Source organism: Geodermatophilus tzadiensis, assembly GCF_003002915.1.
In the GTDB taxonomy this organism is placed as follows: domain Bacteria; phylum Actinomycetota; class Actinomycetes; order Mycobacteriales; family Geodermatophilaceae; genus Geodermatophilus; species Geodermatophilus tzadiensis.
On sequence record NZ_PVTG01000001.1, the window covers coordinates 582235 to 604412 of the forward strand.

General features: G+C 74.8%; 17 protein-coding genes. 12 read left to right on the plus strand and 5 right to left on the minus strand.

Annotation, left to right across the window (positions count from 1 at the left end):
- Positions 1-156 precede the first annotated feature (156 nt).
- Positions 157-600 (plus strand): hypothetical protein, encoded by a 444-nt coding sequence (locus LY71_RS02850; protein WP_245887613.1) that lies wholly within the window; start codon positions 157-159, stop codon positions 598-600.
- Between the two features lie 9 nt (positions 601-609).
- On the opposite strand, the gene hrpA is transcribed toward LY71_RS02850, so the two are convergent.
- Complete coding sequence (gene hrpA / locus LY71_RS02855; RefSeq protein WP_106275408.1) at positions 610-4575, minus strand: ATP-dependent RNA helicase HrpA; 3966 nt, start codon at positions 4573-4575, stop codon at positions 610-612.
- A 275-nt stretch (positions 4576-4850) separates the two neighbouring features.
- Between hrpA and LY71_RS02860 the strand changes: the two genes are divergently transcribed.
- Both LY71_RS02860 and LY71_RS02865 read left to right on the plus strand, forming a co-directional pair.
- Positions 4851-5381: a MarR family winged helix-turn-helix transcriptional regulator gene (locus tag LY71_RS02860; RefSeq protein WP_245887614.1), complete on the plus strand. Its 531-nt coding sequence runs from the start codon at positions 4851-4853 to the stop codon at positions 5379-5381.
- Positions 5378-7258, plus strand: coding sequence for an MDR family MFS transporter (locus LY71_RS02865; protein ID WP_106275410.1), 1881 nt, complete (start codon positions 5378-5380; stop codon positions 7256-7258). The genes LY71_RS02860 and LY71_RS02865 overlap by 4 nt, the downstream gene beginning before the upstream one ends.
- A gap of 109 nt (positions 7259-7367) precedes the next feature.
- On the opposite strand, the gene LY71_RS02870 is transcribed toward LY71_RS02865, so the two are convergent.
- Together LY71_RS02870 and LY71_RS02875 are read right to left on the minus strand one after the other, a co-directional pair.
- A complete protein-coding gene (locus LY71_RS02870; protein WP_245887615.1) occupies positions 7368-8528 on the minus strand; it encodes a zinc-dependent alcohol dehydrogenase in 1161 nt (386 codons plus the stop codon).
- 85 nt (positions 8529-8613) lie between these two features.
- Positions 8614-9093: a hypothetical protein gene (locus tag LY71_RS02875; protein ID WP_106275412.1), complete on the minus strand. Its 480-nt coding sequence runs from the start codon at positions 9091-9093 to the stop codon at positions 8614-8616.
- 168 nt (positions 9094-9261) lie between these two features.
- Here LY71_RS02875 and LY71_RS02880 point away from each other — a divergent pair, with 168 nt between their 5' ends.
- From LY71_RS02880 to LY71_RS02890, 3 genes are all read left to right on the plus strand, one after another.
- Complete coding sequence (locus LY71_RS02880; RefSeq protein WP_106275413.1) at positions 9262-11052, plus strand: acyl-CoA dehydrogenase; 1791 nt, start codon at positions 9262-9264, stop codon at positions 11050-11052.
- A gap of 494 nt (positions 11053-11546) precedes the next feature.
- A complete protein-coding gene (locus tag LY71_RS02885; protein WP_211297117.1) occupies positions 11547-13028 on the plus strand; it encodes an MFS transporter in 1482 nt (493 codons plus the stop codon).
- A 101-nt stretch (positions 13029-13129) separates the two neighbouring features.
- Positions 13130-14170 carry a YihY/virulence factor BrkB family protein gene (locus LY71_RS02890; RefSeq protein ID WP_106275415.1) on the plus strand — a complete coding sequence of 347 codons (1041 nt, stop codon included), beginning with the start codon at positions 13130-13132 and terminating at the stop codon, positions 14168-14170.
- Positions 14171-14231: 61 nt separating this feature from the next.
- On the opposite strand, the gene LY71_RS02895 is transcribed toward LY71_RS02890, so the two are convergent.
- Complete coding sequence (locus LY71_RS02895) at positions 14232-14936, minus strand: hemerythrin domain-containing protein (RefSeq protein WP_106275416.1); 705 nt, start codon at positions 14934-14936, stop codon at positions 14232-14234.
- 246 nt (positions 14937-15182) lie between these two features.
- Between LY71_RS02895 and LY71_RS02900 the strand changes: the two genes are divergently transcribed.
- Complete coding sequence (locus tag LY71_RS02900) at positions 15183-16364, plus strand: acyl-CoA dehydrogenase family protein (RefSeq protein WP_106275417.1); 1182 nt, start codon at positions 15183-15185, stop codon at positions 16362-16364.
- Here LY71_RS02900 and LY71_RS02905 read toward each other — a convergent pair.
- Positions 16361-17272, minus strand: coding sequence for an ABC transporter substrate-binding protein (locus tag LY71_RS02905; RefSeq protein ID WP_106275418.1), 912 nt, complete (start codon positions 17270-17272; stop codon positions 16361-16363). The two genes, LY71_RS02900 and LY71_RS02905, sit on opposite strands and share 4 nt — an antisense overlap.
- A gap of 200 nt (positions 17273-17472) precedes the next feature.
- Here LY71_RS02905 and LY71_RS02910 point away from each other — a divergent pair, with 200 nt between their 5' ends.
- The 5 genes from LY71_RS02910 to LY71_RS02930 are packed head-to-tail and all read left to right on the plus strand — an operon-like array spanning position 17473 to position 22085.
- Positions 17473-19113, plus strand: a complete 1641-nt coding sequence (locus tag LY71_RS02910; RefSeq protein WP_245887617.1) for a phosphatase PAP2 family protein — start codon at positions 17473-17475, stop codon at positions 19111-19113.
- The gene (locus LY71_RS02915; protein ID WP_106275420.1) at positions 19110-19709 is read left to right on the plus strand and encodes a hypothetical protein; all 600 of its coding nucleotides are present in this window, start codon (positions 19110-19112) and stop codon (positions 19707-19709) included. Before LY71_RS02910 ends, LY71_RS02915 begins: the two co-directional genes overlap by 4 nt.
- Positions 19706-20812 (plus strand): lysylphosphatidylglycerol synthase transmembrane domain-containing protein, encoded by a 1107-nt coding sequence (locus tag LY71_RS02920; RefSeq protein WP_106275421.1) that lies wholly within the window; start codon positions 19706-19708, stop codon positions 20810-20812. Before LY71_RS02915 ends, LY71_RS02920 begins: the two co-directional genes overlap by 4 nt.
- Positions 20809-21435, plus strand: a complete 627-nt coding sequence (locus LY71_RS02925; RefSeq protein WP_106275422.1) for a phosphatase PAP2 family protein — start codon at positions 20809-20811, stop codon at positions 21433-21435. Before LY71_RS02920 ends, LY71_RS02925 begins: the two co-directional genes overlap by 4 nt.
- Positions 21435-22085 carry a phosphatase PAP2 family protein gene (locus LY71_RS02930; RefSeq protein WP_106275423.1) on the plus strand — a complete coding sequence of 217 codons (651 nt, stop codon included), beginning with the start codon at positions 21435-21437 and terminating at the stop codon, positions 22083-22085. Before LY71_RS02925 ends, LY71_RS02930 begins: the two co-directional genes overlap by 1 nt.
- Positions 22086-22178 lie beyond the last annotated feature (93 nt).

Below are 22178 nucleotides of genomic sequence, written 5' to 3' on the forward strand. Positions count from 1 at the left end.
TCCACCCGTGCCCGACCATCGTCTACGGAACGATCGCAACCCCCCTTGCACGCAAGGCCCCTCACCCGTCACACCGGTTGCAGGCAACACCCGTTCACCATTATCGTGCGCGACACGGCGACACCCGCACCCGGTCGCCGGCAGGAGGGAGCAACGGTGGAGGCAGCCCCGCCCGCCGGGCAGGTCGAGGACGTCGGGACGGGGAGCGCCGAGGCGGCTCCCGCTCCGGCAGGGACACGCCCCGGTGAGGACACCGCCGTCCGGGCGCTCGAGGAACTGGTCCGGGAGATCGACCGGTGCGCCCACGAGCTGCAGAGCGCCCGGGCGCGCGCGGAGAGGCTGCTGGCCGACCGGCGGGCCGGCCACAGCTGGCTCGACATCGTCACCCAGGAGAGCCGGCCGCTCGTGGTCGAGCGGATCACCACGGTGCTGTCGGCCCTCTCCGGCGCCGGCTCCGCCTGGCGGCGGGCCCAGGCCCGGGCGCTGCAGGAGGAGCGGGTGAGCATCAACCGCATCGCCGCGATGTACGGCGTCACCCGCCAGCGGATCTCCGCTCTGCTCCGCGAGGGCTCCCCCGCCGACCGGTCCGACGCCGGCTGACCCCCGGCCTCAGGCGGTGAGCGCGTCGATGGCCTTGTAGACGCGCTGCTCCGAGACCGGCCGCGGCGTGCCGACGGCCTGCGCGAACAGGCTGACCCGCAGCTCCTCGAGCATCCAGCGCACCCGCACCACCGGGTCGTCGGGCGCACCGGTCGAGGGCACCTCGCGCCGCAGCTGCTCGTACTCGGCGGTCACCGCCGCGACCTGCTGCATCCCCAGCGCGTCGCGCGCCGCGGTGGCCGGCAGCTTCTCCAGCCGGTGGGCCATCGCCCGCAGGTAGCGGACCAGGTCGGGCAGCCGCCGGCGCCCCGCCCCGGCCACGAACCCGCGGTGCAGCAGCCCGCCCATCTGCCGGCGCAGGTCGGCGACCGCCGCCTCGGGCACCCGCCGGCCCGGCGCGGCACCGATCGCCACGGCGACCTCGCGGGCCTGGGTGAGCACCGCCTCGACCCGCCGCACGGTGTCCTGGGTGAGCGGCAGCAGTTGCTGGCGGGCCGTGGCCACCAGGGCGGTGAAGGCCGCCTCGTCCCGAGGTGGTCCGCCGGCGGCCGCGACCAGCTCGTCGGCGGCGGCCTCGACGCAGTCCTCGACCAGTGCGGGGATCTCGCCGTCGGGGTTGAACTGCAGCGCGAGCCGGGTCCTCGGCGACAGGCCCTTGACCACCTTGCCCGCGGGCGAACCGGCCACCAGCACGAGCAGCCGGCGCGCGCCGCGCCAGGTCAGCCGGGTGGCCTCGGCCTCGGTGGCCACCACCCGGACGCCGACCGTCGCGCCCTCGTCGACCAGCGCCGGGTACGCGGTGACCACGTGCCCGCCGCGGCGGACCTCGACGGTGCGCGGCAGCTCGCCGATGGTCCAGGCGGTGAGCCCGGTGCGCTCGACGTCGGAGGCCGCCGCGGCCAGGCTGGCGCGCGCCTGCGGCGCCACCTCGGCGCGCAGCGCGGCCAGCTCCTTGCCCTGCGCCAGGGTGCGGTTGCGCTCGTCGACCACCCGGAAGGTCGCGCGCAGGTGGCCGGGCACCTGCTCGGGACGCCAGGCGTCCGGCGGGACGACGACCGCGGCGGCCCGGCGCAGTTCGCGCTCCAGCGCCGGCAGCAGCGGCTCGGTCGGCGCGATGCGGGGCAGCACCTCGCGCACCCGGTCGGGGATCGGCACCAGCGCGCGCCGCAGCTGCTTGGGCAGCGTCCGCAGCAACGCGGTCACCAGCTCCTCGCGCAGGCCGGGCACGGTGAAGGCCAGCGACTCGCCGGACGTCTGCTCGGCGACGGTGTCGAGCACCGCCAGCGGGACGTCGACGGTGACGCCGTCCTGCGGGGTGCCCGGCGCGAACGCGTAGGACAGCGGCAGGGTCAGGCCCTGCGTGAGCGGCACCTCGTCGGGGAAGTCCTCGACGCGCACCTGCCCGGCCGTCGCCGCGTTGGTCAGCATCTCCGGGGTGAACGTGAGCAGGTCGGGGGTCTCCCGCCGGGCCTGCTTCCACCACCGGTCGAAGTGCCGGGTGGAGACGACGTCGGCCGGGATGCGGGCGTCGTACAGCTCGAACACCGTCTCGTCGTCGACCCGGATGTCGCGGCGGCGGGCCCGCTCCTCCAGCTCCGCCACCCGCTCCAGCGCCCGCTGGTTGTCGGCCCAGAACCGGTGGTGCGTCGTCCACTCGCCCTGCACGAGCGCGTGCCGGATGAACAGCTCCCGGGACACGACGGGGTCGATGGAGCCGTACTGCACCCGGCGGCCCACCACCAGCGGCAGCCCGTACAGGGTGACCCGCTCGCTGGCGACGACGGAGCCGCGCTTGGCGTCCCACCGCGGCTCGGAGTGCTCCCGCTTGACCAGGTGGGCGGCCAGCCGCTCGACGTCGTCGGGGTCGACCCGGGCCACGGTGCGGGCGAACAGCCGGCTGGTCTCCACCAGCTCGGCGGCCACGACCCAGCGCGGCGGCTTCTTCGCCAGCGGGGTGCCCGGGGCGATGACGAACCGGGCGCCGCGGGCCCCCAGGTACTCCCGGCCGCCGCGCCGCCGGGACGCCTCCTTGCCGCCGCCGCTGCCGCTGCCCTTGGCGTCCTCGACCTGCAGGCCGACCTGCGACAGCAGGCCGGAGAGCAGGGCGGTGGTGATGCCGCGTTCGTCGGGTTCGGCGGCCGGCGGGGTGAGGGTCATGCCGAGCCGGCGGGCGGTGCTGCGCAGCTGGCCGTAGAGGTCCTGCCACTCGCGGATGCGCAGGTAGTGCAGGAACTCCCGCTTGATCGTGCGGCGGAAGGCGCTGCCCGACAGCGCGTCGGCCTGCTCGCCGAGGTACCGCCAGAGGGCGAGCAGGCTGAGGAAGTCGGAGTGCTCGTCGGCGAAGCGGGCGTGCGCCTGGTCGGCGGCCTGCTGGTGCTCGGCCGGCCGCTCGCGGGGGTCCTGGATGGTCAGCCCGGCGGCGATGACCAGGACCTCGTCGAGCACGCCCCGCCGGTCGGCCTCGACCACCATGCGGCCCAGCCGCGGGTCGAGCGGCAGCTGGGCGAGCGCGCGGCCGGTCGGGGTGAGCCGGCCCCGCTCGTCGAAGGCCCCGAGCTCCTCGAGCAGCGCGCGGCCGTCGGCCACGGCGCGGCGGTCGGGCGGGTCGATGAAGGGGAAGTCCTCCACCGCGCCGAGGTCGAGGGCGGCCATCTGCAGCAGCACCGCGGCCAGGCCGGTGCGCAGGATCTCCGGGTCGGTGTACTCGGGCCGGCCGTCGAAGTCGTCCTCGGTGTAGAGCCGGATCGCGATGCCGTCGGCCACCCGCCCGCAGCGGCCGGAGCGCTGGCGCGCCGACGCCTGGCTGACCGGCTCGATGGGCAGCCGCTGCACCTTGGTGCGCGCGCTGTAGCGGGAGATGCGGGCGGTCCCGGGGTCGACGACGTAGCGGATCCCGGGGACGGTCAGCGAGGTCTCGGCGACGTTGGTGGCCAGCACGACCCGCCGCCCGGTGTGCGGCTGGAAGACCCGGTGCTGGTCGGCGGCCGACAGCCGCGAGTAGAGCGGCAGCACCTCGACGCCGGGGAAGCGCTCGGTGAGCACGTCGGCGGTGTCGCGGATCTCCCGCTCGCCGGCCAGGAAGACCAGCACGTCGCCGGGCCCCTCGGCGGCCAGCTCCTCGACCGCGTCGCCGATGGCGGTGACCTGGTCGCGGTCGGGGTCGGCGTCCGGGTCGTCGGGGTCGACGACGGGCCGGTAGCGCACCTCCACCGGGTAGGTGCGGCCGCTGACCTCGACCACCGGGACGTCGGCGCCGTCCATCCCGAAGTGCTTGGCGATCCGGTCGACGTCGATGGTGGCCGAGGTGATGACCACCGTGAGGTCGGGCCGCTGGGGCAGCAGCTGGGCGAGGTAGCCCAGCAGGAAGTCGATGGTGAGGCTCCGCTCGTGCGCCTCGTCGACGATGATCGTGTCGTACTGGCGCAGCAGCCGGTCGTGGGCGATCTCGGCGAGCAGGACGCCGTCGGTCATCAGCTTGACCAGCGTGCCGTCGCCGACCTGGTCGGTGAAGCGGACCTTCCAGCCCACCGCGCTACCGAGCGGCGTGTCGAGCTCCTCGGCGATGCGCTCGGCCACCGTGCGCGCGGCGATCCGCCGCGGCTGGGTGTGGCCGATCCGGCCGCGCACCCCCCGGCCCAGCTCGAGGGCGATCTTGGGCAACTGGGTGGTCTTGCCCGAGCCGGTCTCACCGGCGACGACGACGACCTGGTGCTCGCGCAGGGCCGCGGCGATGTCGTCGCGGCGGGCGCTCACCGGCAGCTGCTCGGGGTAGGTCACCGCGGGGACGGCGGCCCGGCGGCGGGCGATCCGCTCCTCGGCGGCGGCGACGTCGACGGCGATCCTCTCGAGTGCGCGCTCGCGGGCGGCCTCGTCGCGGGTGCGGCGCAGTCCCTCCAGCCGGCGGCCGAGCCGGTGCTCGTCCTCGAGGGTCAGCGCGGCCAGCCGGGACCGGAGGTCCGGGAGGGTGGCGGTCACGGTCGCGCTCGGCTTCCTCTCGCGGGGTGGGGACGGCACGACGCCGTCGTCGTCAGGATCGCACCGGGGAGGCCGACGCCGTCCGGGCGCCCGGGCCACCGAGGTCAACGCCGGCGGGGTGGCCCCTCTTCCCGGCGTACCCGCTCCACGCCCGGGGTATCCCGGTGCGGACACCGTGGCGCTGCCCACATGCGTGTACCGTGCACATTGTTGCTTGCAACGTGCAACGGCTTGTAGGGTGCATGCAACCCGTCCACCGTCCTCTGGAGGCTCCCGTGTCCCCTGTCGCCGCTCCCGCGGCCGACTCCTCCGCGACCCCGTCGGCCGGCCGGGACGCCGACGTCCGCACGCTGTCGGACCACGTGCCCCGCTTCTTCCGGCTGGCGCAGGCGCTCAAGCAGGCCGCCGCGGCCGACGGCCGCGACCGCGCCGCCCTGGTGCTGCTCTTCCCGCTGGTGCGGGTCGGCCCGCTGCGGCAGAGCGCGCTGGCCGAGCTCGTTCACGCCGACCCCTCGACGGTCAGCCGGCACGTCGCCGCGCTGGTCGAGCAGGGGCTGGTGCAGCGGGTCGCCGACGAGACCGACGGCCGGGCCACCCGACTGGTCGTCACCGACGCCGGCCGCGCCGCCGTCGAGCGGCTGCGCGAGGAGCGCACCGCCCACCTCGCCGCGGTCACCGCCGGCTGGTCCGACGACGACCTCGCCGTCCTCACCGACCTGTTCGGACGCCTGCTCGACGACCTCACCGCGGCCCTGCCGGCCGACTCCCGCCTCGCCTTCCCCCCGGCCCCCAGAGAGAAGTCATGACCCAGACCACCCGCACCACCTCGGCCGAGCGCCGGGAGACGCGCGCGGCCGCCGCCGCACCGGGTGAGGACGGCGCCTTCACCCACCGGCAGATCCTCACGATCATCGCGGGGCTGATGGTCGCGATGTTCCTCGCCGCCCTCGACCAGACCGTCGTCTCCACCGCGATCCGCACGATCGCCGACGACCTGCAGGGCTACGACCTGCAGGTGTGGGCCACCACGGCGTTCCTGATCACCTCGACGATCTCGACGCCGCTCTACGGCAAGCTCTCCGACATCTACGGCCGGCGGCCCTTCTACCTGTTCGCCATCGCCGTCTTCGTCCTCGGCTCGGTGCTCTGCGGCATGGCCGGCTCGATGTACCAGCTCGCCGCCTACCGCGCCGTCCAGGGCATCGGTGCCGGCGGCCTGATGTCGCTGGCGCTGGCGATCATCGGCGACATCGTGCCGCCGCGGGAGCGCTCGCGGTACCAGGGCTACTTCATGGCCGTGTTCGGCACCTCGAGCGTGCTCGGCCCGGTCATCGGCGGGTTCTTCGCCGGCCAGACCTCCCTGTTCGGCGTCGACGGCTGGCGGTGGATCTTCTTCGTCAACGTGCCGCTCGGCATCCTCGCCTTCGCCGCCGTCTTCCGGGTGCTGCACCTGCCCCACGTGCGCCAGCACCACCGCATCGACTGGCCCGGCGCCCTGGCCCTGGTCACCGCCATCGTGCCGCTGCTGATCATCGCCGAGCAGGGTCGGCTCTGGGGCTGGACGTCGTCCCGCGCCCTGCTCTGCTACGCGATCGGCGCCGTCGGCCTCGCCCTCTTCCTGCTCGCCGAGCGGGCCTACGGCGACGAGGCGCTGCTGCCGCTGCGGCTGTTCCGCAACCGCAGCTTCACGATCGCCAGCCTCGGCAGCGTGGTGGTGGGCGCGGCCATGTTCGGCGGCCTGCTGCTGCTCCCCCAGTACCTGCAGATCGTGCACGGCTCCAGCGCCACCGTCGCCGGCCTGCAGATGATCCCCCTCGTCCTCGGGATCATGATCGGCGCGATGAGCTCGGGTCTCCGGATCTCCCGGACCGGCAGGTACAAGGTGTTCCCGCTGGCCGGCACCACGCTGATCACCGCGGCCCTGCTGTCGATGTCCTTCGTCGTGGGCGCCGAGACGTCGATCTGGGTGCTGGTGCCGTTCATGGTGCTGCTCGGCGTGGGGCTGGGCTTCAACTTCCAGCCCGCCGTCCTCGCGGTGCAGAACGCGGTGCCGCCGAGCCAGATGGGCGTGGCCACCTCCTCGGTCACCTTCTTCCGGCAGATGGGCGCGACCATGGGCACCGCCGCCTTCCTCTCGGTGCTGTTCAGCCGCCTCCCGGTGGAGATCGAGAGCTCCCTGAGCTCGGCCGCCGCGACCGACCCGCGGGTCGCCGCGGCGCTGCAGAGCGGTCAGCTGCAGGCCGGGTCCGACCTGTCGGACACGTCGTTCATCCAGGACCTGCCCTCGTTCCTGGGGCTGCCGTTCAAGACCGGCTTCGCGAACACGATGGACCTGGTCTTCCTCATCGCCGCGTGCGTGGCCGCCGTCGGGTTCTTCGTGTTCCTGTTCCTGCCGCAGCTGGCCCTGAGCGACAAGTCCGGCATCCAGGCGCGCCAGGCGGCCGCCCAGACGGCCGGTGACCCGGAGGCCGGGGACGCCGGCGCGCAGGCGGCGCAGGCGGCGGGCGCGGCGGCCCCGACGTCGACCCCGCCGCCCGCCGGCCGCCCGGGGGACGTGCACGCGGACGACGAGCACCGGCGGCGGCACCCGGGGCGGCACGAGGCCACCGGCACGGCGCCGACGGGCCTGGCGTCCATCCCCGCCGACCACCTGGACGACGGCGTGGCCCATCCTCGCCGCTGAACGACGCACCACGACGGAGGGCCCTCCCCGCACCCCGCGGGGAGGGCCCTCCGTCGTCTCCGGCCGACGCAGCACGACCCGGGAGCCGCCCTGCGCAGGGCCGACCGTGTCACGGCAGGAAGACCGCCCGCACGCAGCCGTCCTCCTTGCTCTTGAACAGCTCGTAGCCGCGCGCCGCGTCCTCCAGCGGCATCACGTGCGTGGCCAGGTGCTCGGTGGTCAGCTCGCCGCGGGCCATGTGCTCGAGGATCCGCGGCGTGTAGCGCTGCCCGTGCACCTGCGCGCCCCGCAGGGTGAGCCCCTTGTTCATCGCCGCACCCAGCGGGAACTTGTCCACCGGTCCGGCGAAGACGCCCAGCACGAAGACGCTGCCGCCCTTGCGGCAGGCCATGATCGCCTCGCGCACGGCCGACGGCCGGTCGGTCTGCAGCCGCAGCTGCTGCTTGACCTGGTCGTAGACGCCCTGGACGCCGGTGCTGTGCGCCTCCATGCCGACCGCCTCGATGCAGACGTCGGGCCCGCGGCCGCCCGTGCGCTCGCGCAGCTCGGCCATGACGTCGGTGGTCGAGTAGTCGACGACCTCGGCGCCCACGTGCCGCCGCACCTGCTCCAGCCGCTCGGGCAGCCGGTCGATCACGACCACCTGCTCGGCACCGAGCAGCATCGCCGCCCGCGCGGCCATCTGCCCGACACCGCCGGCGCCCCACACCGCCACCGTGTCCCCCGGCTTCGTGCCCGCCAGGTCCGCGCCCATCCAGCCGGTGGAGACGGCGTCCGAGGCGAACAGCGCCCGGTCGTCGCTCACCTCCTCGGGGACGACGAAGGTGCCGACGTCGGCGTAGGGCACCCGGACGTACTCCGCGTGCGAGCCGGCGAACCCGCCCACCGCGTGCGAGTAGCCGAAGCACCCGCCGGGGCTCTGGCCCCACAGCCCCTCGGTGATCCCCGGGTTCGGGTTGCCGTTGTCGCACAGCGAGTAGAGCTCCTGCCGGCAGTACCAGCAGGTCCCGCAGGCGATGAAGGAGTTGACGACGACGCGGTCGCCCACCCGCCGGTCGCGCACGCCGGGGCCGACCTCGACGACCTCGCCCATGAACTCGTGCCCGATGACGTCGCCGGTCCGCATCGCCGGGATGTAGCCGCCGATCAGGTGCAGGTCCGAGCCGCAGGTCGTCGTCCGGGTGACCTTCAGGACGACGTCGCGGTCGTTGAGGATCGTCGGGTCGGGGACGGTCTCCACGCCGACCTCGTTGACCCCCTGCCAGGTCACCGCCCTCACGATGTCCTCCGTTCGCTGCCGCGGCGCGCTCCGCTCCTCGTTCGTTCCTCACTGCGGTGCTCACGCGCCTGTCCGCTCACAGCACGCCCTCCCTCGGCGCCGCCTGCGCGGCCCCCTCCAGCGCCGCGCCCTGCGGCGTGGCCGCGCGACGGCCGTGCGGCTGCGGGTCGACCCGCAGCACCTCGCCGACCTCCAGCAGTGCCTTGGCCTCGCGCAGCGCCGCGCGCAGGTCGCCGATCTCGTCGGGGCCGGGCGTGTGCCGGTAGCGGGCGGCCAGCTCGGTGCCGCGGTCGCCGGGTGCCGGCGTCACCCGCACCTCGATGCGGTCGCCGAGCGCGGCCAGCGGGGCGGGCAGCCCGCCGGCCGCGGGGTCGACGTCGGCCGGGTCGCGCAGCACGGTCACCGCCCGCCAGCGCCGGGCGGCGCGCTCGGGGTCGTCGGTGGCCGAGGCCTGCCCGGCTCCGGGCAGCCGCACGTGCTGCAGCCGCTGCAGCAGCGCCGCGCCCGCACCGCCGGCCAGGCCACTCGCCCGGCCGATCACCTGCGTCAGGTCCATGGGTCCTCCCTCGGGCGCCCTCCGGCCCCCCGGACAGGGGCTACCCGGGTCCCCGCCCGGTGCAACCGGCCCCGGCCCCGGCCCACGGGACGACGCCGTCCGCGGGCCTATCGTGAGCCGGTCGGGCAGCGCGCCCGCTCTCCCGCCGCCGTCGTCCGTGGAGGCCCCGTGTCCTCGCTGATCTTGTCCCGTCGCGACCTGGAGTTCCTCCTGCACGAGTGGCTGGAGGTCGAGACGCTGACCAAGCGGCCGCGGTTCGCCGAGCACTCTCGCGAGACCTTCGACGCCGTCATGGAGCTCGCCGAGCAGATCGCCACCGAGCACTTCGCGCCGCACAACCGCACGGCCGACGAGAACGAGCCGCGGTTCGTCGACGGCCGGGTCGAGATGATCCCGGAGGTGGCGCGGGCGCTGGACGTGTTCCGCGAGTCGGGGATCATGGCCGGCACCTTCGACGAGGAGTACGGCGGCATGCAGCTGCCGCAGACCGTCGGGCAGGCGGCGTTCGCCTGGTTCAAGGCGGCCAACGTCGGGACGTCGAGCTACCCGTTCCTGACCATGGGCAACGCCCGCCTGCTGCTGGCGCACGGCTCGCAGGAGCAGAAGGACACCTACGTGCGGCCGATGCTCGAGGGCCGCTGGTTCGGCACGATGGCGCTGTCGGAGCCCCAGGCCGGGTCCTCGCTGGCCGACATCACCACCCGCGCCGAGCCGCAGGACGACGGCAGCTACCGGCTCACCGGCAACAAGATGTGGATCTCGGCCGGCGACCACGAGCTGACCGAGAACATCGTCCACCTGGTCCTGGCCAAGATCCCCGGCGGCCCGCCCGGCGTGAAGGGCATCTCGCTGTTCATCGTGCCCAAGCACCTGGTGACCGGGGACGGCTCGCTCGGCGAGCGCAACGACGTCGTCCTGGCCGGGCTCAACCACAAGATGGGCTACCGCGGGACGACGAACACGCTGCTCAACTTCGGTGAGGGCGTGCACACCCCGGGCGGCCGCCCGGGCGCCGTGGGGTACCTCGTGGGCGAGCCGCACAAGGGGCTGTCCTACATGTTCCACATGATGAACGAGGCCCGGATCGGCGTCGGGATGGGCGCGACGGTCCTCGGCTACACCGGCTACCTGCACGCCCTGGAGTACGCCCGCACCCGCACCCAGGGCCGCCCGGCGAGCAGCAAGGACCCGTCCTCACCGATGGTGCGGCTGGTCGACCACGCCGACGTGCGCCGCATGCTGCTGGCCGCCAAGGGCTACGCGCAGGGCGGCCTGGCGCTGGGCCTGTACTGCGCGCGGCTGGTCGACGAGGAGAGGACCGCCGAGACCGAGGATGAGCGCGCCCGCGCCCACCTGCTGCTGGACACGCTGACGCCGATCGCCAAGGCGTGGCCCTCGCAGTGGGGACCGGTCGCCGACGACCTCGCCATCCAGGTGCACGGCGGCTACGGCTACACCCGCGACTACCCCGTCGAGCAGTTCTACCGGGACAACCGGCTCAACCCGATCCACGAGGGCACCAACGGCATCCAGGCGCTCGACCTGCTCGGGCGCAAGGTGACCATGCACGGCGGCGCCGGACTGCGGCTGCTGGCCGAGACGATCGGGGCGACGACGGCGCGAGCGGCCGGCACGCCGTTCGCCGACCTCGCCGCCGACGTCGACGCCGCGGTGGCCCGGCTGGCATCGGTCACCGCCACGCTGTGGGGCACCGGTGACCCGGCGCTCGCCCTGGCCAACGCGAGCGCCTACCTCGACGCGGCCGGGCACACCGTCGTCGGCTGGCTGTGGCTGGAGCAGGCGCTGGCCACCCGCGACGAGACCAGCGACTTCCACGAGGGCAAGCGCGCGGCCGCGCGGTTCTTCCAGCGCTGGGAGCTGCCGAAGGTGCACACCTGGCTGGACCTGCTCGAGTCGCTGGACCGGACCGTGCTCGACACCCCGGAGGCCCACCTCTGACTCCGCGGACACCCGCGCCCCGCTGCTCCTGCGACAGGAGCGGCGGGGCGCGTCGGGTCCGGGTGCCCCTCAGGGGCGGGGGGTCCTCCTAGGCGGCGCCGGCCCCCACGGGCTCGCCGGCGGAGGCACGCGGGGCGGAGGAGGCCGCAGCCCGCTGCTCGCGCTCGTACCGCGCCGTCGTCGAGGTGCCCATCGCGATGACCAGTCCGGTCAGGACCAGGAAACCGACGAGAGCGACAACAGGCCACAACACCATCGCAGAACGTCCCCCTGCTCGTAGTCCCCCGCTGACGGGATCCGATCCCGCAGCGTGTCGTCGAGAACTGTTGTCCCCCGCCGATCGCCCTCTCAATCGTCGTCTCGCACTGTTCACCTGATGGACGCGGTGAGAGACCTCACCCTGCGGGGTCACCGGCGGCCGCTCGGCCCGGGTCGTCGGCGCATGGTGTCATCGGGTCGTGTCCGCCGGTCCGCAGGCCGGGCGAGCCGACGCCGTGTCGTCGTCCGCCCCGACGCGCCCTGCGCTGCTCGTCCTTGCCCTCTCACTGGGCGTCACCACCCTGTCGCTCCTGCAGAGCCTGGTCGTGCCGGTGCTCGGACCCATCGGCGAGCAGCTCGGCGTCTCCCCCGCGGCCGCCGGGTGGGTGCTCACCGCGAACCTGCTGGCCGCCGCCGTCCTCACGCCGGTGCTCGGCCGCCTCGGCGACACGCACGGCGAGCGGCCCGTCATCCTCGGCATCCTGGCGGCGGTGGCACTCGGGACCCTGCTGGCGGTCGTCACCCGGTCGCTGCCGCTGCTGCTGGTGGCCCGGGTGCTCCAGGGCTCGTCCTACGGCCTCTTCCCCCTGTCGATCAGCGTGCTGCGCCGGGAGCTGCCGCCCGGGCGGCTGAGCGTGGCGATGTCGGTGGTGAGCAGCACGCTCGGCGTCGGCGGCGTGGTCGGCCTGGTCGCCGCCGGCCTGCTCACCGGCGACGGCGGCGACTACCGCCGACCGTTCTGGATCGGCCTGGGCGTGACCCTGGTGTCGCTGGTGCTGGCCGCCGTCCTGCTCCCCCGCCGTCCCGCGACGGCGACCGGGCGGGTCGACTGGGCCGGCGCCGTCGTCCTGGGCACCGGCCTGGTGCTGCTGCTCCTGCCGGTCTCCCAGGGCAACGCCTGGGGCTGGACCGCGCCGGGGACGCTGGGCTGCGCCGCGGGCGCGGTCGTCGTCCTGACCGGCTGGGTGCTGCTGCAGCGGCGGCGCGCCCAGCCGCTGGTGCGCCCGGCGCTGCTCGCCGACCCGCGCATGCTGGTGCCCAACCTGGCCGGGCTCACGACCGGCGTCGGGCTGTTCGTCTCCTTCCTCGTCGTCATGCAGTACGTGCAGACCCCGCCGGAGGCCGGCTACGGCTTCGGCGCCGGGGTGCTCGAGGCCTCGGTGGTCTACCTGCTGCCCGGCGGCGTGGTCGGCATCCTGCTGGCGCCGGTGGCCGGGACGATCGTCGACCGGCTCGGGGCGCTGCCCACGCTGCTCGCCGGGGCGCTCGCGGGCACCGCCGGCTTCGTCCTGTTCGCGGCGGCCCGCGCCGAGCCCTGGCTGGTCGTGACGGCGGGACTGCTCGCCCAGGTGTGGGTGACGGTGGCCTACGCGGCGCTGCCCACGCTGGTCGTGCAGGCCGTGCGGCGCGGCGAGACCGGGGTGGCCAACGCGGTGAACTCCATCGCCCGGGCGGTGGGCCAGGCGGCGGGCAGCACGCTCACCGTGGCGCTGCTGGGCGCCGCCGTGGACCCGGCCACGGGCTTCCCCCGCGCGTCGGCCTTCACCACGGTGGCGCTGCTGGGCACCGCGTCCGCCGTCGCGGTCGCGCTGGTCAGCGTCGTGGGGATGGTCCAGGCCCGGCGCCGCGGCCCCGGCGAGCCCGACGAGGACCCCGCCGGCGTCGAGCGCGCGACCGCCTGCGCCGGCGAGTGGTCGCCGGTCTCCGGCATCCGCTGACCCGCTCCGCGACGCGCCGGGTGATCACCCGAGCGCATGGAACGGCACCGTCCGGGGCACCACAGGGCCCGATCACACCCGCCCAGTCCCGGAGGACGACGATGGCCCGCCCCACTGGCCCCCGAGCCGCCAGCGAGAAGGCGCAGACGCGGTTCACCGGTAACACCACCGGGGACCCGGCGCCGCACGACGACAAGGTCAACTCGACCCGCTTCGACAACGCCCCCCGCGGGACCGACACGACGGCCACCTTCTTCGGCACCGTCAAGCGGACGGTGAAGGAGTTCAGCGAGGACAACCTGACCGACTGGGCGGCCTCGCTCACCTACTACGGCGTCCTCGCGCTCTTCCCGGCGCTGATCGCCCTGACGTCCATCGTCGGGCTGCTCACCACGCCGCAGCAGCTCACCGACGCGCTGACCACCGTCGTCCCGGCCAGCGCCGCGAGCACGCTGGGACCGGTCATCGAGCAGGTCGCCGGCAGTCAGAGCACCGCCGGCTTCGGCCTGGTCCTGGGGCTCGTGGGCGCCGTCTGGTCGGCGTCGGGCTACGTGGGCGCCTTCACCCGCGCCTCGAACGTCGTCTACGAGACGCCCGAGGGCCGCAAGATCTGGAAGCTCAAGCCGCTGCAGCTGCTGGTCACCCTGATCGGCATCCTGTTCGCCGCCGTCATCGTGGCGATGCTGGTGCTCAGCGGCCCGGTGGTCGAGGCCATCGGCTCGGCGATCAACGTGGGCCCGACCGCGCTGACCGTGTGGAACGTCGTCAAGTGGCCGGTGATCCTGGTGGTCCTGGCGCTGATGATCGCCGTCCTCTACTACTCGACGCCGAACGTGAAGCTGCGCGGCTTCCGGTTCATCAGCCCCGGCGCCGGCGTGGCGATCCTCGTCGCGGTCGTGGCCTCGGCCGCCTTCGCCTTCTACGTGGCCAACTTCGGCAGCTACAACAAGACCTACGGCGCGCTGGCCGGCGTGGTCGTGTTCCTGATCTGGTTCTGGCTGATCAACGTGGCGCTGCTGTTCGGCATCGAGTTCGACGCCGAGAAGGAGCGCACCAAGGAGCTCAAGGACGGCATCCCGGGGGCCGAGAAGGAGATCCAGCTCGACGCCCGCGCCGAGCCCAAGCCCCGCAACACCAACTAGCCGCACCGGACACCCGCCAGAGGCCCTCTCCCCCGACCGGGAGGGGGCCTCTGGCGCGTGCTCAGCGCGCGGTGGGCGGGCCGTCGCCGCGGCGGGCCGGCGGGGTGCGCTCCACCAGGCCGGCGACGGCGGCCAGCCCGCGGCTGACCACCTGGCCGGCCGGGGCCACCACCGGCACCCGCCGGACGACGGCGTCGACGGCGTCGCGGCTGCGGTCGAGCAGCGACAGCGGCAGGCCCGAGAGAGCGTTGCCCGGCGGACGGCGGGACACCGTCGGGTGGGGGCGGGTGGGCGCGACCCGGCGCACGAGCTCCCACCGGCGGCCCAGGCGGCGCAGCTCGGCGGCGTCGAGCCGCTCCTGCAGCCGCGGGAGCAGCAGGTCCTCCTCGTCGCGGACGTCCTCCTGCAGCACCTCGACCAGCCGGGCCAGCCGGACCGGCCGCTCCGGGTGGTCGGGCCCGCCCTCCTCGAGGGCCGCGACGAGCTCGTTGACCTCCTGGTGCTCGGCCTCGATCCGCCGGGTCAGCTCGTCGCCGTCCGGGAGCACCCGGCGGATCACCGGCCACAGCACGGTCTCCTCGGCGAAGGCGTGGCTGAACACCAGCCGGTCGATGCGCGTGAGCACCTCCTCCTGCGCGCGGCCGGTGGTGGCGTCGAGCTCGTGCAGCAGGTGGTCGAGCTCCTCGTGGTCCTTGCGCTGGCGCACCAGCACGCTGCCGGGCCCGCCGAGCTCGTGCTCGGTCTGCTCGGCGATGGTTCGGGGCACGGGGCCCTCCTCGGAACTCGTTCGGGTGCAACCCGCCGTCCGTGCCCGCGGACGGCGGTGCGCATGCCCGCCTCCGGCGCGCCCGGTGTCGACCCGGTGCCGCCTCCGGCGACCGGGATCCCGCCGCAGGTCGACGTCGGGCGGGCTCCCGCGCAGGTCACCGGGCCCGCGCCCGGTTGCGGCGGGGGTCCGCGGGTAGGGCGGGCGCACGGGACACCGCGGTCCCGCCGTCGGAGGAGGCAAGCAATGGCCGACCGGCCCACCGTCACGTCGGACTTCTACGACCTCGAGGCGCTGCTCGACGACCAGGACCGGGAGACGCTGCACCGCGTCCGCGCGTTCATGGACGAGGAGGTCGAGCCGATCATCAACCAGTACTGGACGCGCGCGGAGTTCCCCCGCCAGATCATCCCCCGCCTGGCCGAGCTGGGGATCGCCGGCGCCCAGTACTCCGGCTACGGCTGCCCGGGCCGCTCGTCGCTGTTCGACGGCATGGTCTCCATGGAGCTCGGCCGCGGCGACCCCTCGGTGGCCACGTTCATGGGCGTCCACGGCGGGCTGGCCATGGGCACGCTGCAGCTGTGCGCCTCCGACGAGCAGAAGGAGCGCTGGCTGCCGGCCATGGCCCGGATGGAGCTCATCGGTGCCTTCGGCCTCACCGAGCCCGAGCACGGCTCCGACGTCGCCCGCGGCATCCAGACGACGGCCCGGCGGGACGGCGACGAGTGGGTCCTCGACGGCCAGAAGAAGTGGATCGGCAACGGCAGCTTCGCCGACCTGGTGGTCATCTGGGCGCGGGACGTGGACACCGACCGGGTGCTCGGCTTCGTCGTCGAGACCCCGGCGCCCGGGTTCAGCGCGGTCGACCTCGAGGACAAGATCGCGCTGCGCGCGGTGCAGAACGCGCAGATCACGCTCGACGGCGTCCGGGTGCCCGAGGAGAACCGGCTGCAGAACGCCAACAGCTTCCGCGACACGGCCAACGTGCTGCGCGCGACACGGGTGAGCGTGGCCTGGTCGGCGGTGGGCTGCTCCCGCGGCGCCTACGAGCACGCCCTGCGCTACGCGATGGGGCGCGACCAGTTCGGCCGTTCGATCACCTCCTTCCAGCTGGTGCAGGACCTGCTGTTCCGGATGCTCGGCAACATCACCGCCTCGGCCGCGCTGTGCGCCCGTGCCTCCCAGCTGCAGGACTGCGGCATGCTGCGCGACGAGCACGCCTCGATGGCCAAGGGCTACTCGACGATGCGCATGCGCGAGACGGTCGGCTGGGCCCGCGAGCTCATGGGCGGCAACGGCATCCTGCTGGAGAACCACGTGGGCCGGTTCGTGGCCGACGCCGAGGCCATCTACTCCTACGAGGGCACTCGCGAGGTCAACAGCCTGATCGTCGGCCGGGCCATCACCGGCACCAGCGCGATCGCCTAGCGCCCGTCCCACCAGCGGGCGGCGGCCTCGCTCGGGGTGTGCCCGTCGGCGACGGACCGGTTGAGGGTGACCAGGTCGACGGTGGTCAGCTGCGCGCTGACCGCGTCCAGTGCGCGGCGCAGCCGCCCGCCCTCCTCCTCGGCCAGCGCCGTCCGCACGATCGGCACCACGTTCTCGCGGGGCTGCAGCGACCGGTCGTCGCGGAGCAGCAGCAGCGCGGTGTCGACGAGGTGGGGGTCGGTCGTCTCCAGCATCCCGACGTCGACCTGCCCGGTGAGCAGCGCCTCCACCGTGGCCGCGCGCGAGGGCATGCTGCGGACGCCGGCGAACTGCACGCCGTAGACCTCGCGCAGGCCGGGCAGGCAGAAGGGCCGCTGCCCGCACTCGGGCGGCCCGCCGAAGACCAGCCCGGGCGCCACCGCGGCGAGGTCGGTGAGCGTGGTCATCCCGTGCTGCACGGCGAACTCGGTCCGGACGACGAACCCGTTCTGGTCCTCGGCCGCCGCGGCCGCCAGCACGGTCATCCCCCGCGGTGCCAGCGTGTCCGCCAGCGCGTCCCGCAGCGGCGCCGGGTCGTCGTACACCGACCCGGCGCCGGGCTCGAGGAACTCCGAGGCGGTGCCGAGGTAGTCGACGACGACGTCGACGACGCCCTGCTCGAGCGCCGGCAGCACCACCTCGCGGGTGCCGATGCCGTGCTGCACGGTCACCGCGAACCCGGCCCGGCGCAGCGCCTCGGCGTAGACCTCGGCGAGGGCCTGGTTCTCCGGGAAGTCGTAGGAGGCGACGCGGACGGTGTCCTCGCCCGCGGGCGCGGGCTCGGCCGACGGGCCGCCGCAGCCACAGAGCACCGCCACCGCCAGCAGGACGGCCAGCAGCGGACGGGCGAGCGGTCGGCGACGGGGCACGGACCCTCCCGGGGTGGGGCAGCGCCACGCTAGCCCCGGGTGGGACCAAGGTCGATGGTCACGGGCGTGCATCGGGTGCAGCATCGGCCCACATGGCGGCCACCACGCGGGCCCCCGCGTCGACACCGGGGACGGCGCCCGCGCCCCGGGCACCGGCGGCAGGAGCGGTCCGGCGTCCGGGCCCCCCGCCGGTGCAGCGCGTGCACCGCCGCCGCCGGCCCTCCGGCGAGCCGCCGCCGCTGCCGCGCCACCTCAACGCCTCGGGCAAGTGGTGGCTGGCCCTCAGCGTCGTCGTGGTGGCCGGCTGGGCCGTCGTGGTGGCCACCGGCAGCGTGCCGTTCTTCGACCTCGTCGACACCCGCGTCCTGCAGGCCCTCGCCGCGGTCCGCTCGCCCACCCTGACCGACGTCGCCGAGGTCGCGGGGGTGCTCGCCACCGGCACGGCCGTCCACGCGCTCTGGCTGGTCAACCTCGCCGTCCTGGCGGTGTTCCGGCGCTGGCGGCACCTGTTCGTGTCGATCGGCGTCGGCCTGCTCGTCTTCAACACCTCGGCCACGCTCGCCTCGACGCTGCAGCGCCCGCGGCCCTACGAGGTCGAGGTGCTCGGCCCCTGGTCGGGGTTCTCCATGCCCTCGGTGCCGATGGCGGTCCTGGCCACCATCCTGGTCAGCGCCCTGTACTCCCTGGTGCCGGCCGGCCGGCGGCGCGACACCGGCAAGTGGGTGGTGTGCGGGCTGCTGCTGGTCACCGCCGCCTCCCGGCTCTACCTGGCCCAGGACCACCCGACCGACGTCCTCGCCGGGGTGGTGCTCGGCGTCGCGGCACCGCTGGCCGCCTTCCGGCTGCTGACGCCCAACGAGGTCTACCCCGTCGTCTACCGCCGGGGCAGCCCGGCGCACCTCGACGTCTCCGGCGCCCGGGGCGAGGCGATCATCCGGGCGCTGCAGGACCAGCTCGGCCTGGTGGCCACGGCGGTGGCGCCCTTCGGCCTGGCCGGGTCGGGCGGCTCCACCCCGCTGAGGATCACCGTCAAGGCCGACGACGCGGTGGAGGAGGACGAGAGCTGCGTCTTCGGCAAGCTCTACGCCGCCACGCACGTGCGCTCCGACCGCTGGTTCAAGCTGGGCCGCACGCTGCTCTACGGCCGGCTCGAGGACGAGAAGCCCTACCACAGCGTGCGCCGGCTGGTGCAGTACGAGGACTACGTGCTGCGCCTGATGTCCGACGCCGGCCTGCCCGTGCCGCACCCGCTGGGCATCGTGGAGATCACCCCGGAGCGCGAGTACCTGCTCGTCGCGGAGTTCCTCGCCGGCGCCCGCGAGATCGGCGACCCGGAGACCGTCGTGGACGACGCGGTGATCGACCAGGGCCTGGCCGTCGTCCGGCGGATGTGGGAGGTCGGCATCGCGCACCGCGACATCAAGCCGGCCAACGTGATGGTGCGCGACGGGACGCTGTACCTCATCGACTCCGCCTTCGCCGAGGTGCGCCCCAGCCCGTGGCGGGAGGCCGTGGACCTGGCCAACACGATGCTGGTCCTGGCGCTGCGCACCGACCCCGCGCGGGTGTACGCCCGGGCCCGGCTGTGCTTCTCCGACGAGGAGATCGCCGAGGCGTTCGCGGCCACCCGCGGCCTGACGATGCCCTCGCAGCTGCGCCGGATGCTGCGGGCGCAGGGCCGCGACCTGCACGCCGAGTTCCTCAAGCTGCTGCCCTACCGGCTGCCGCCGGTGCGGATCCAGCGGTGGACCTGGCGCCGGGTCGGGCTGAGCCTGGTCACCGGCCTGGCGCTGGTGCTGGCCGTGACCGTCGCGGTCGACGTGCTCGGGTCGCCGCTGTGACCGGCGCCCGGCGCGCCGCCGCGGTGGCGGTGCTGACCGCCGCTCCCCTGCTGGCCGCGTGCGGCGGCGCCACCAGCGTCAGCGCCGAGGTGCCGGCGTGCTCCACCGGTGACGAGGGCGACGCGGCCGACGGCGTCGTCCTCATGGCGCAGGCGGTGCCGACGGCGACCTGGGTGCCGTGCGTGGAGAGCGTCCCGGTGGGCTGGACCTTCGCCGGCCTGGACGCCCGCTCCGGCTGGGCCCGGTTCTGGCTGGACTCCGACCGGGACGGGGTGCACGCCATCGAGGTGCGGCTGGCCGCGGAGTGCGACACCAGCGGCGCCACCGAGATCCCCAGCGAGCGGGAGGACCTGCGCCGCTTCGAGCGGGTCACCCAGGTGACCCCGCAGTACCTCGGCCGGCGCTACTACGTCTTCCCGGGGGGCTGCACCACGGTGGTGTTCACGCTGTCCGGGGAGAACCGCGGCGAGCCGCTGGCCCTGGCCACCCAGGGCCTCGGGGTGGTCAGCCGCGAGGACCTGGCCGCCCAGGTGCACACCGGGAGCGGGGGCCGGCTGCACCTGGACCCGCCCGCCGACGAGGGGGACCCGTCATGACCGCCGTCGCGCCGAAGGCACCTCCCGACCGGCCACCGCGCCCGACCCCGCTGTGGCGCCGGGTGCTCCCGCCGCTGCTCTCCCTCGTCCTGGTGGCCGCGGTCTTCGTGTGGTTCCTGCCGCAGTTCACCAGCCTGTCCGCCGTCTGGTCCGCGGTGACGGGCATGTCCTGGACGGAGGTGGCGCTGCTGCTGCTGGTCACGGCGTGGAACCTGGCCACCTACCAGTTCGTGATGACCGCGACCATGCCCGGGCTGCGGCTGCGCGAGGCGACCGTCTCGACGCTCACCACCACCGCGGTGTCCAACACCGTGGTGGGAGGCGCCGCGATCTCGCTCGGGCTGACCTACGGGATGAACTCCTCCTGGGGCTTCTCGCGGTCCCGGACCTCGGTCTCGCTGCTGGTCTCGGGCCTGTGGAACAACTTCGCCAAGCTCGGCCTGCCGGTGGTGGCCCTCGCGCTGCTGGCCTCCACGTCGTCCAGGGCGAGCGCCGGGTGGCTGGCCGGCGGGCTCGCCGGCGTGGCGGGGCTGATCGCGGCCGTCGTGGTGCTGGGCCTGCTGCTGCGCAGCCGCGAGGGCGCCGCCCGCATCGGCACCGTCACCGGGCGGGTGGCCTCCGCGCTGCTGCGCCCGTTCGGCCGGCCGCCGGTGCAGGGCTGGGACCAGGCGACCACGAAGTTCCGCGACCGCACGGTGCTGCTGCTGCGCGCCCGCTGGCACTGGATCACCCTGACCACCCTGGTCAGCCACCTGTCCCTGTTCCTCGTCCTGGTCGTCGCGTTGCGCGCGCTGGGCGTGACCGCGGAGCAGGTCGGCGTCGTCGAGGCGCTGGCCGTCTTCGCCTTCGCCCGGCTGCTCACGGCGGTCCCGTTCACCCCGGGCGGACTGGGTGTGATCGAGCTGGCGCTGATCACCGGCCTGTCGGCGTTCGGCGGGGACCGGGCGCTGGTGGCGGCGGCGGTCCTGGTCTTCCGCGCGCTGACCTACGTCCTGCCCATCCCGCTCGGGATCGGCACCTACCTGTTCTGGCGGCACAACCGCTCGTGGCGGCGGGAGCCGAACTCCGCTCCCCGCACGGAGCTGGTGCCGGAGACGACGTGAGCGGCCGCGCGGGCACCCGCCCGCGCCCGGTCGTGCGGCTGTGGGGCCCCGAGGCGGCGCTGGCCGGCGTCGGTGCCCTCGTGCTGCTGCTCGCGGCGCTCCCGGTCGAGCCGGCGCGGGTGCCCGCCACCGAGGCGGCCGTGTTCCGGGCGGTCAACGGCGTCGACGTGCTGCCGTTCGTGCTGGTCTGGCCGGTGATGCAGCTGGGCAACGTGCTGGTCGTGCCGGCGAGCGCGCTGGTCGCCGCCGCGCTGCGGCACTGGCGGCTGGCGGCCGGGCTGCTGCTGGCCGGCGTCGGCACCTACCTGGCCGCCAAGGGGATCAAGGACGTGGTGGTGCGCGGGCGCCCCGACGGGCTGCTCGACGGCGTGGTGGTCCGCGGCGCGGCCGCCCGCGGGCGCGGCTTCCTCTCCGGGCACGCCGCCGTCGTGGTCACCGTGCTCACCGTGGCCTGGCCGTGGCTGCGCCGTCCGGCCCGCGTCGCGGGGGTGCTGCTGGCCGCCGCCGTGTGCCTGGCCCGGGTGCACGTGGCGGCGCACCTGCCGCTGGACGTGGTCGGCGGGGTGGGGCTCGGGCTGCTGGTCGGGGCGCTGGTGCGGCTCGCCGTCGGCCGGCCGGCCTGATGCTCGTCGACGCCCGCCGCGGCCTGCGGGTGAGCGCCGTCCTGCTCGCCGGGGCGGTGGGCATCGGCCTGCTGGTGGCGCTGCCGGCGACCCGCCCGGCGGTGCAGGCGGTCGACGACGTGGTGTGGGAGTGGGCCGGCGCCGTGCGCAACGAGCCGGCGACCTGGGTGGCGGTCACGCTGTCGTGGCTGGGCAGCGGCTGGGTGAACTGGCCGCTGCGGGCGCTGGCGGTGCTGCTGCTGGCCGGGCGGCGGCACTGGGCCCGCCTGCTCGCCTTCGCGCTGGCGGTGGTCACCAGCGAGGCGGCGATCGGCCCGGTGAAGGCCGCGTTCGACCGGCCGCGTCCGCCGGGTGCGCTCATCGAGACCTCGGCGGCGGCCTTCCCCTCCGGGCACGCCATCGCCGGCGCGGTGACCGCGGTCGGGCTGGTGCTGGTGCTGGTGCCGCCGGGCCCGGCACGCTGGCGCTGGGAGGTGCGGGCGGTGGTCTTCGCCGCGGTCATGGCGCTCTCGCGGGTCTACCTGCGCGCGCACTGGCTGTCGGACACCGTGGCCGGCGCGCTGCTCGGCGCGGGCCTGGCGCTGGGCTGGCCGGCGGTGGTGACGGCGCTGCGCGACCGCCGCGGCCGGGCGGCGCGCCCGTCCCCCTGAGGAGGGTGACCACGGGCGCCGGGACCCCCGTCCCCCTGCCGGGTCCGGAGACCTGTGCTTGAGTGGCCTGGGTTCCGCATCCGTCCGCGAGGA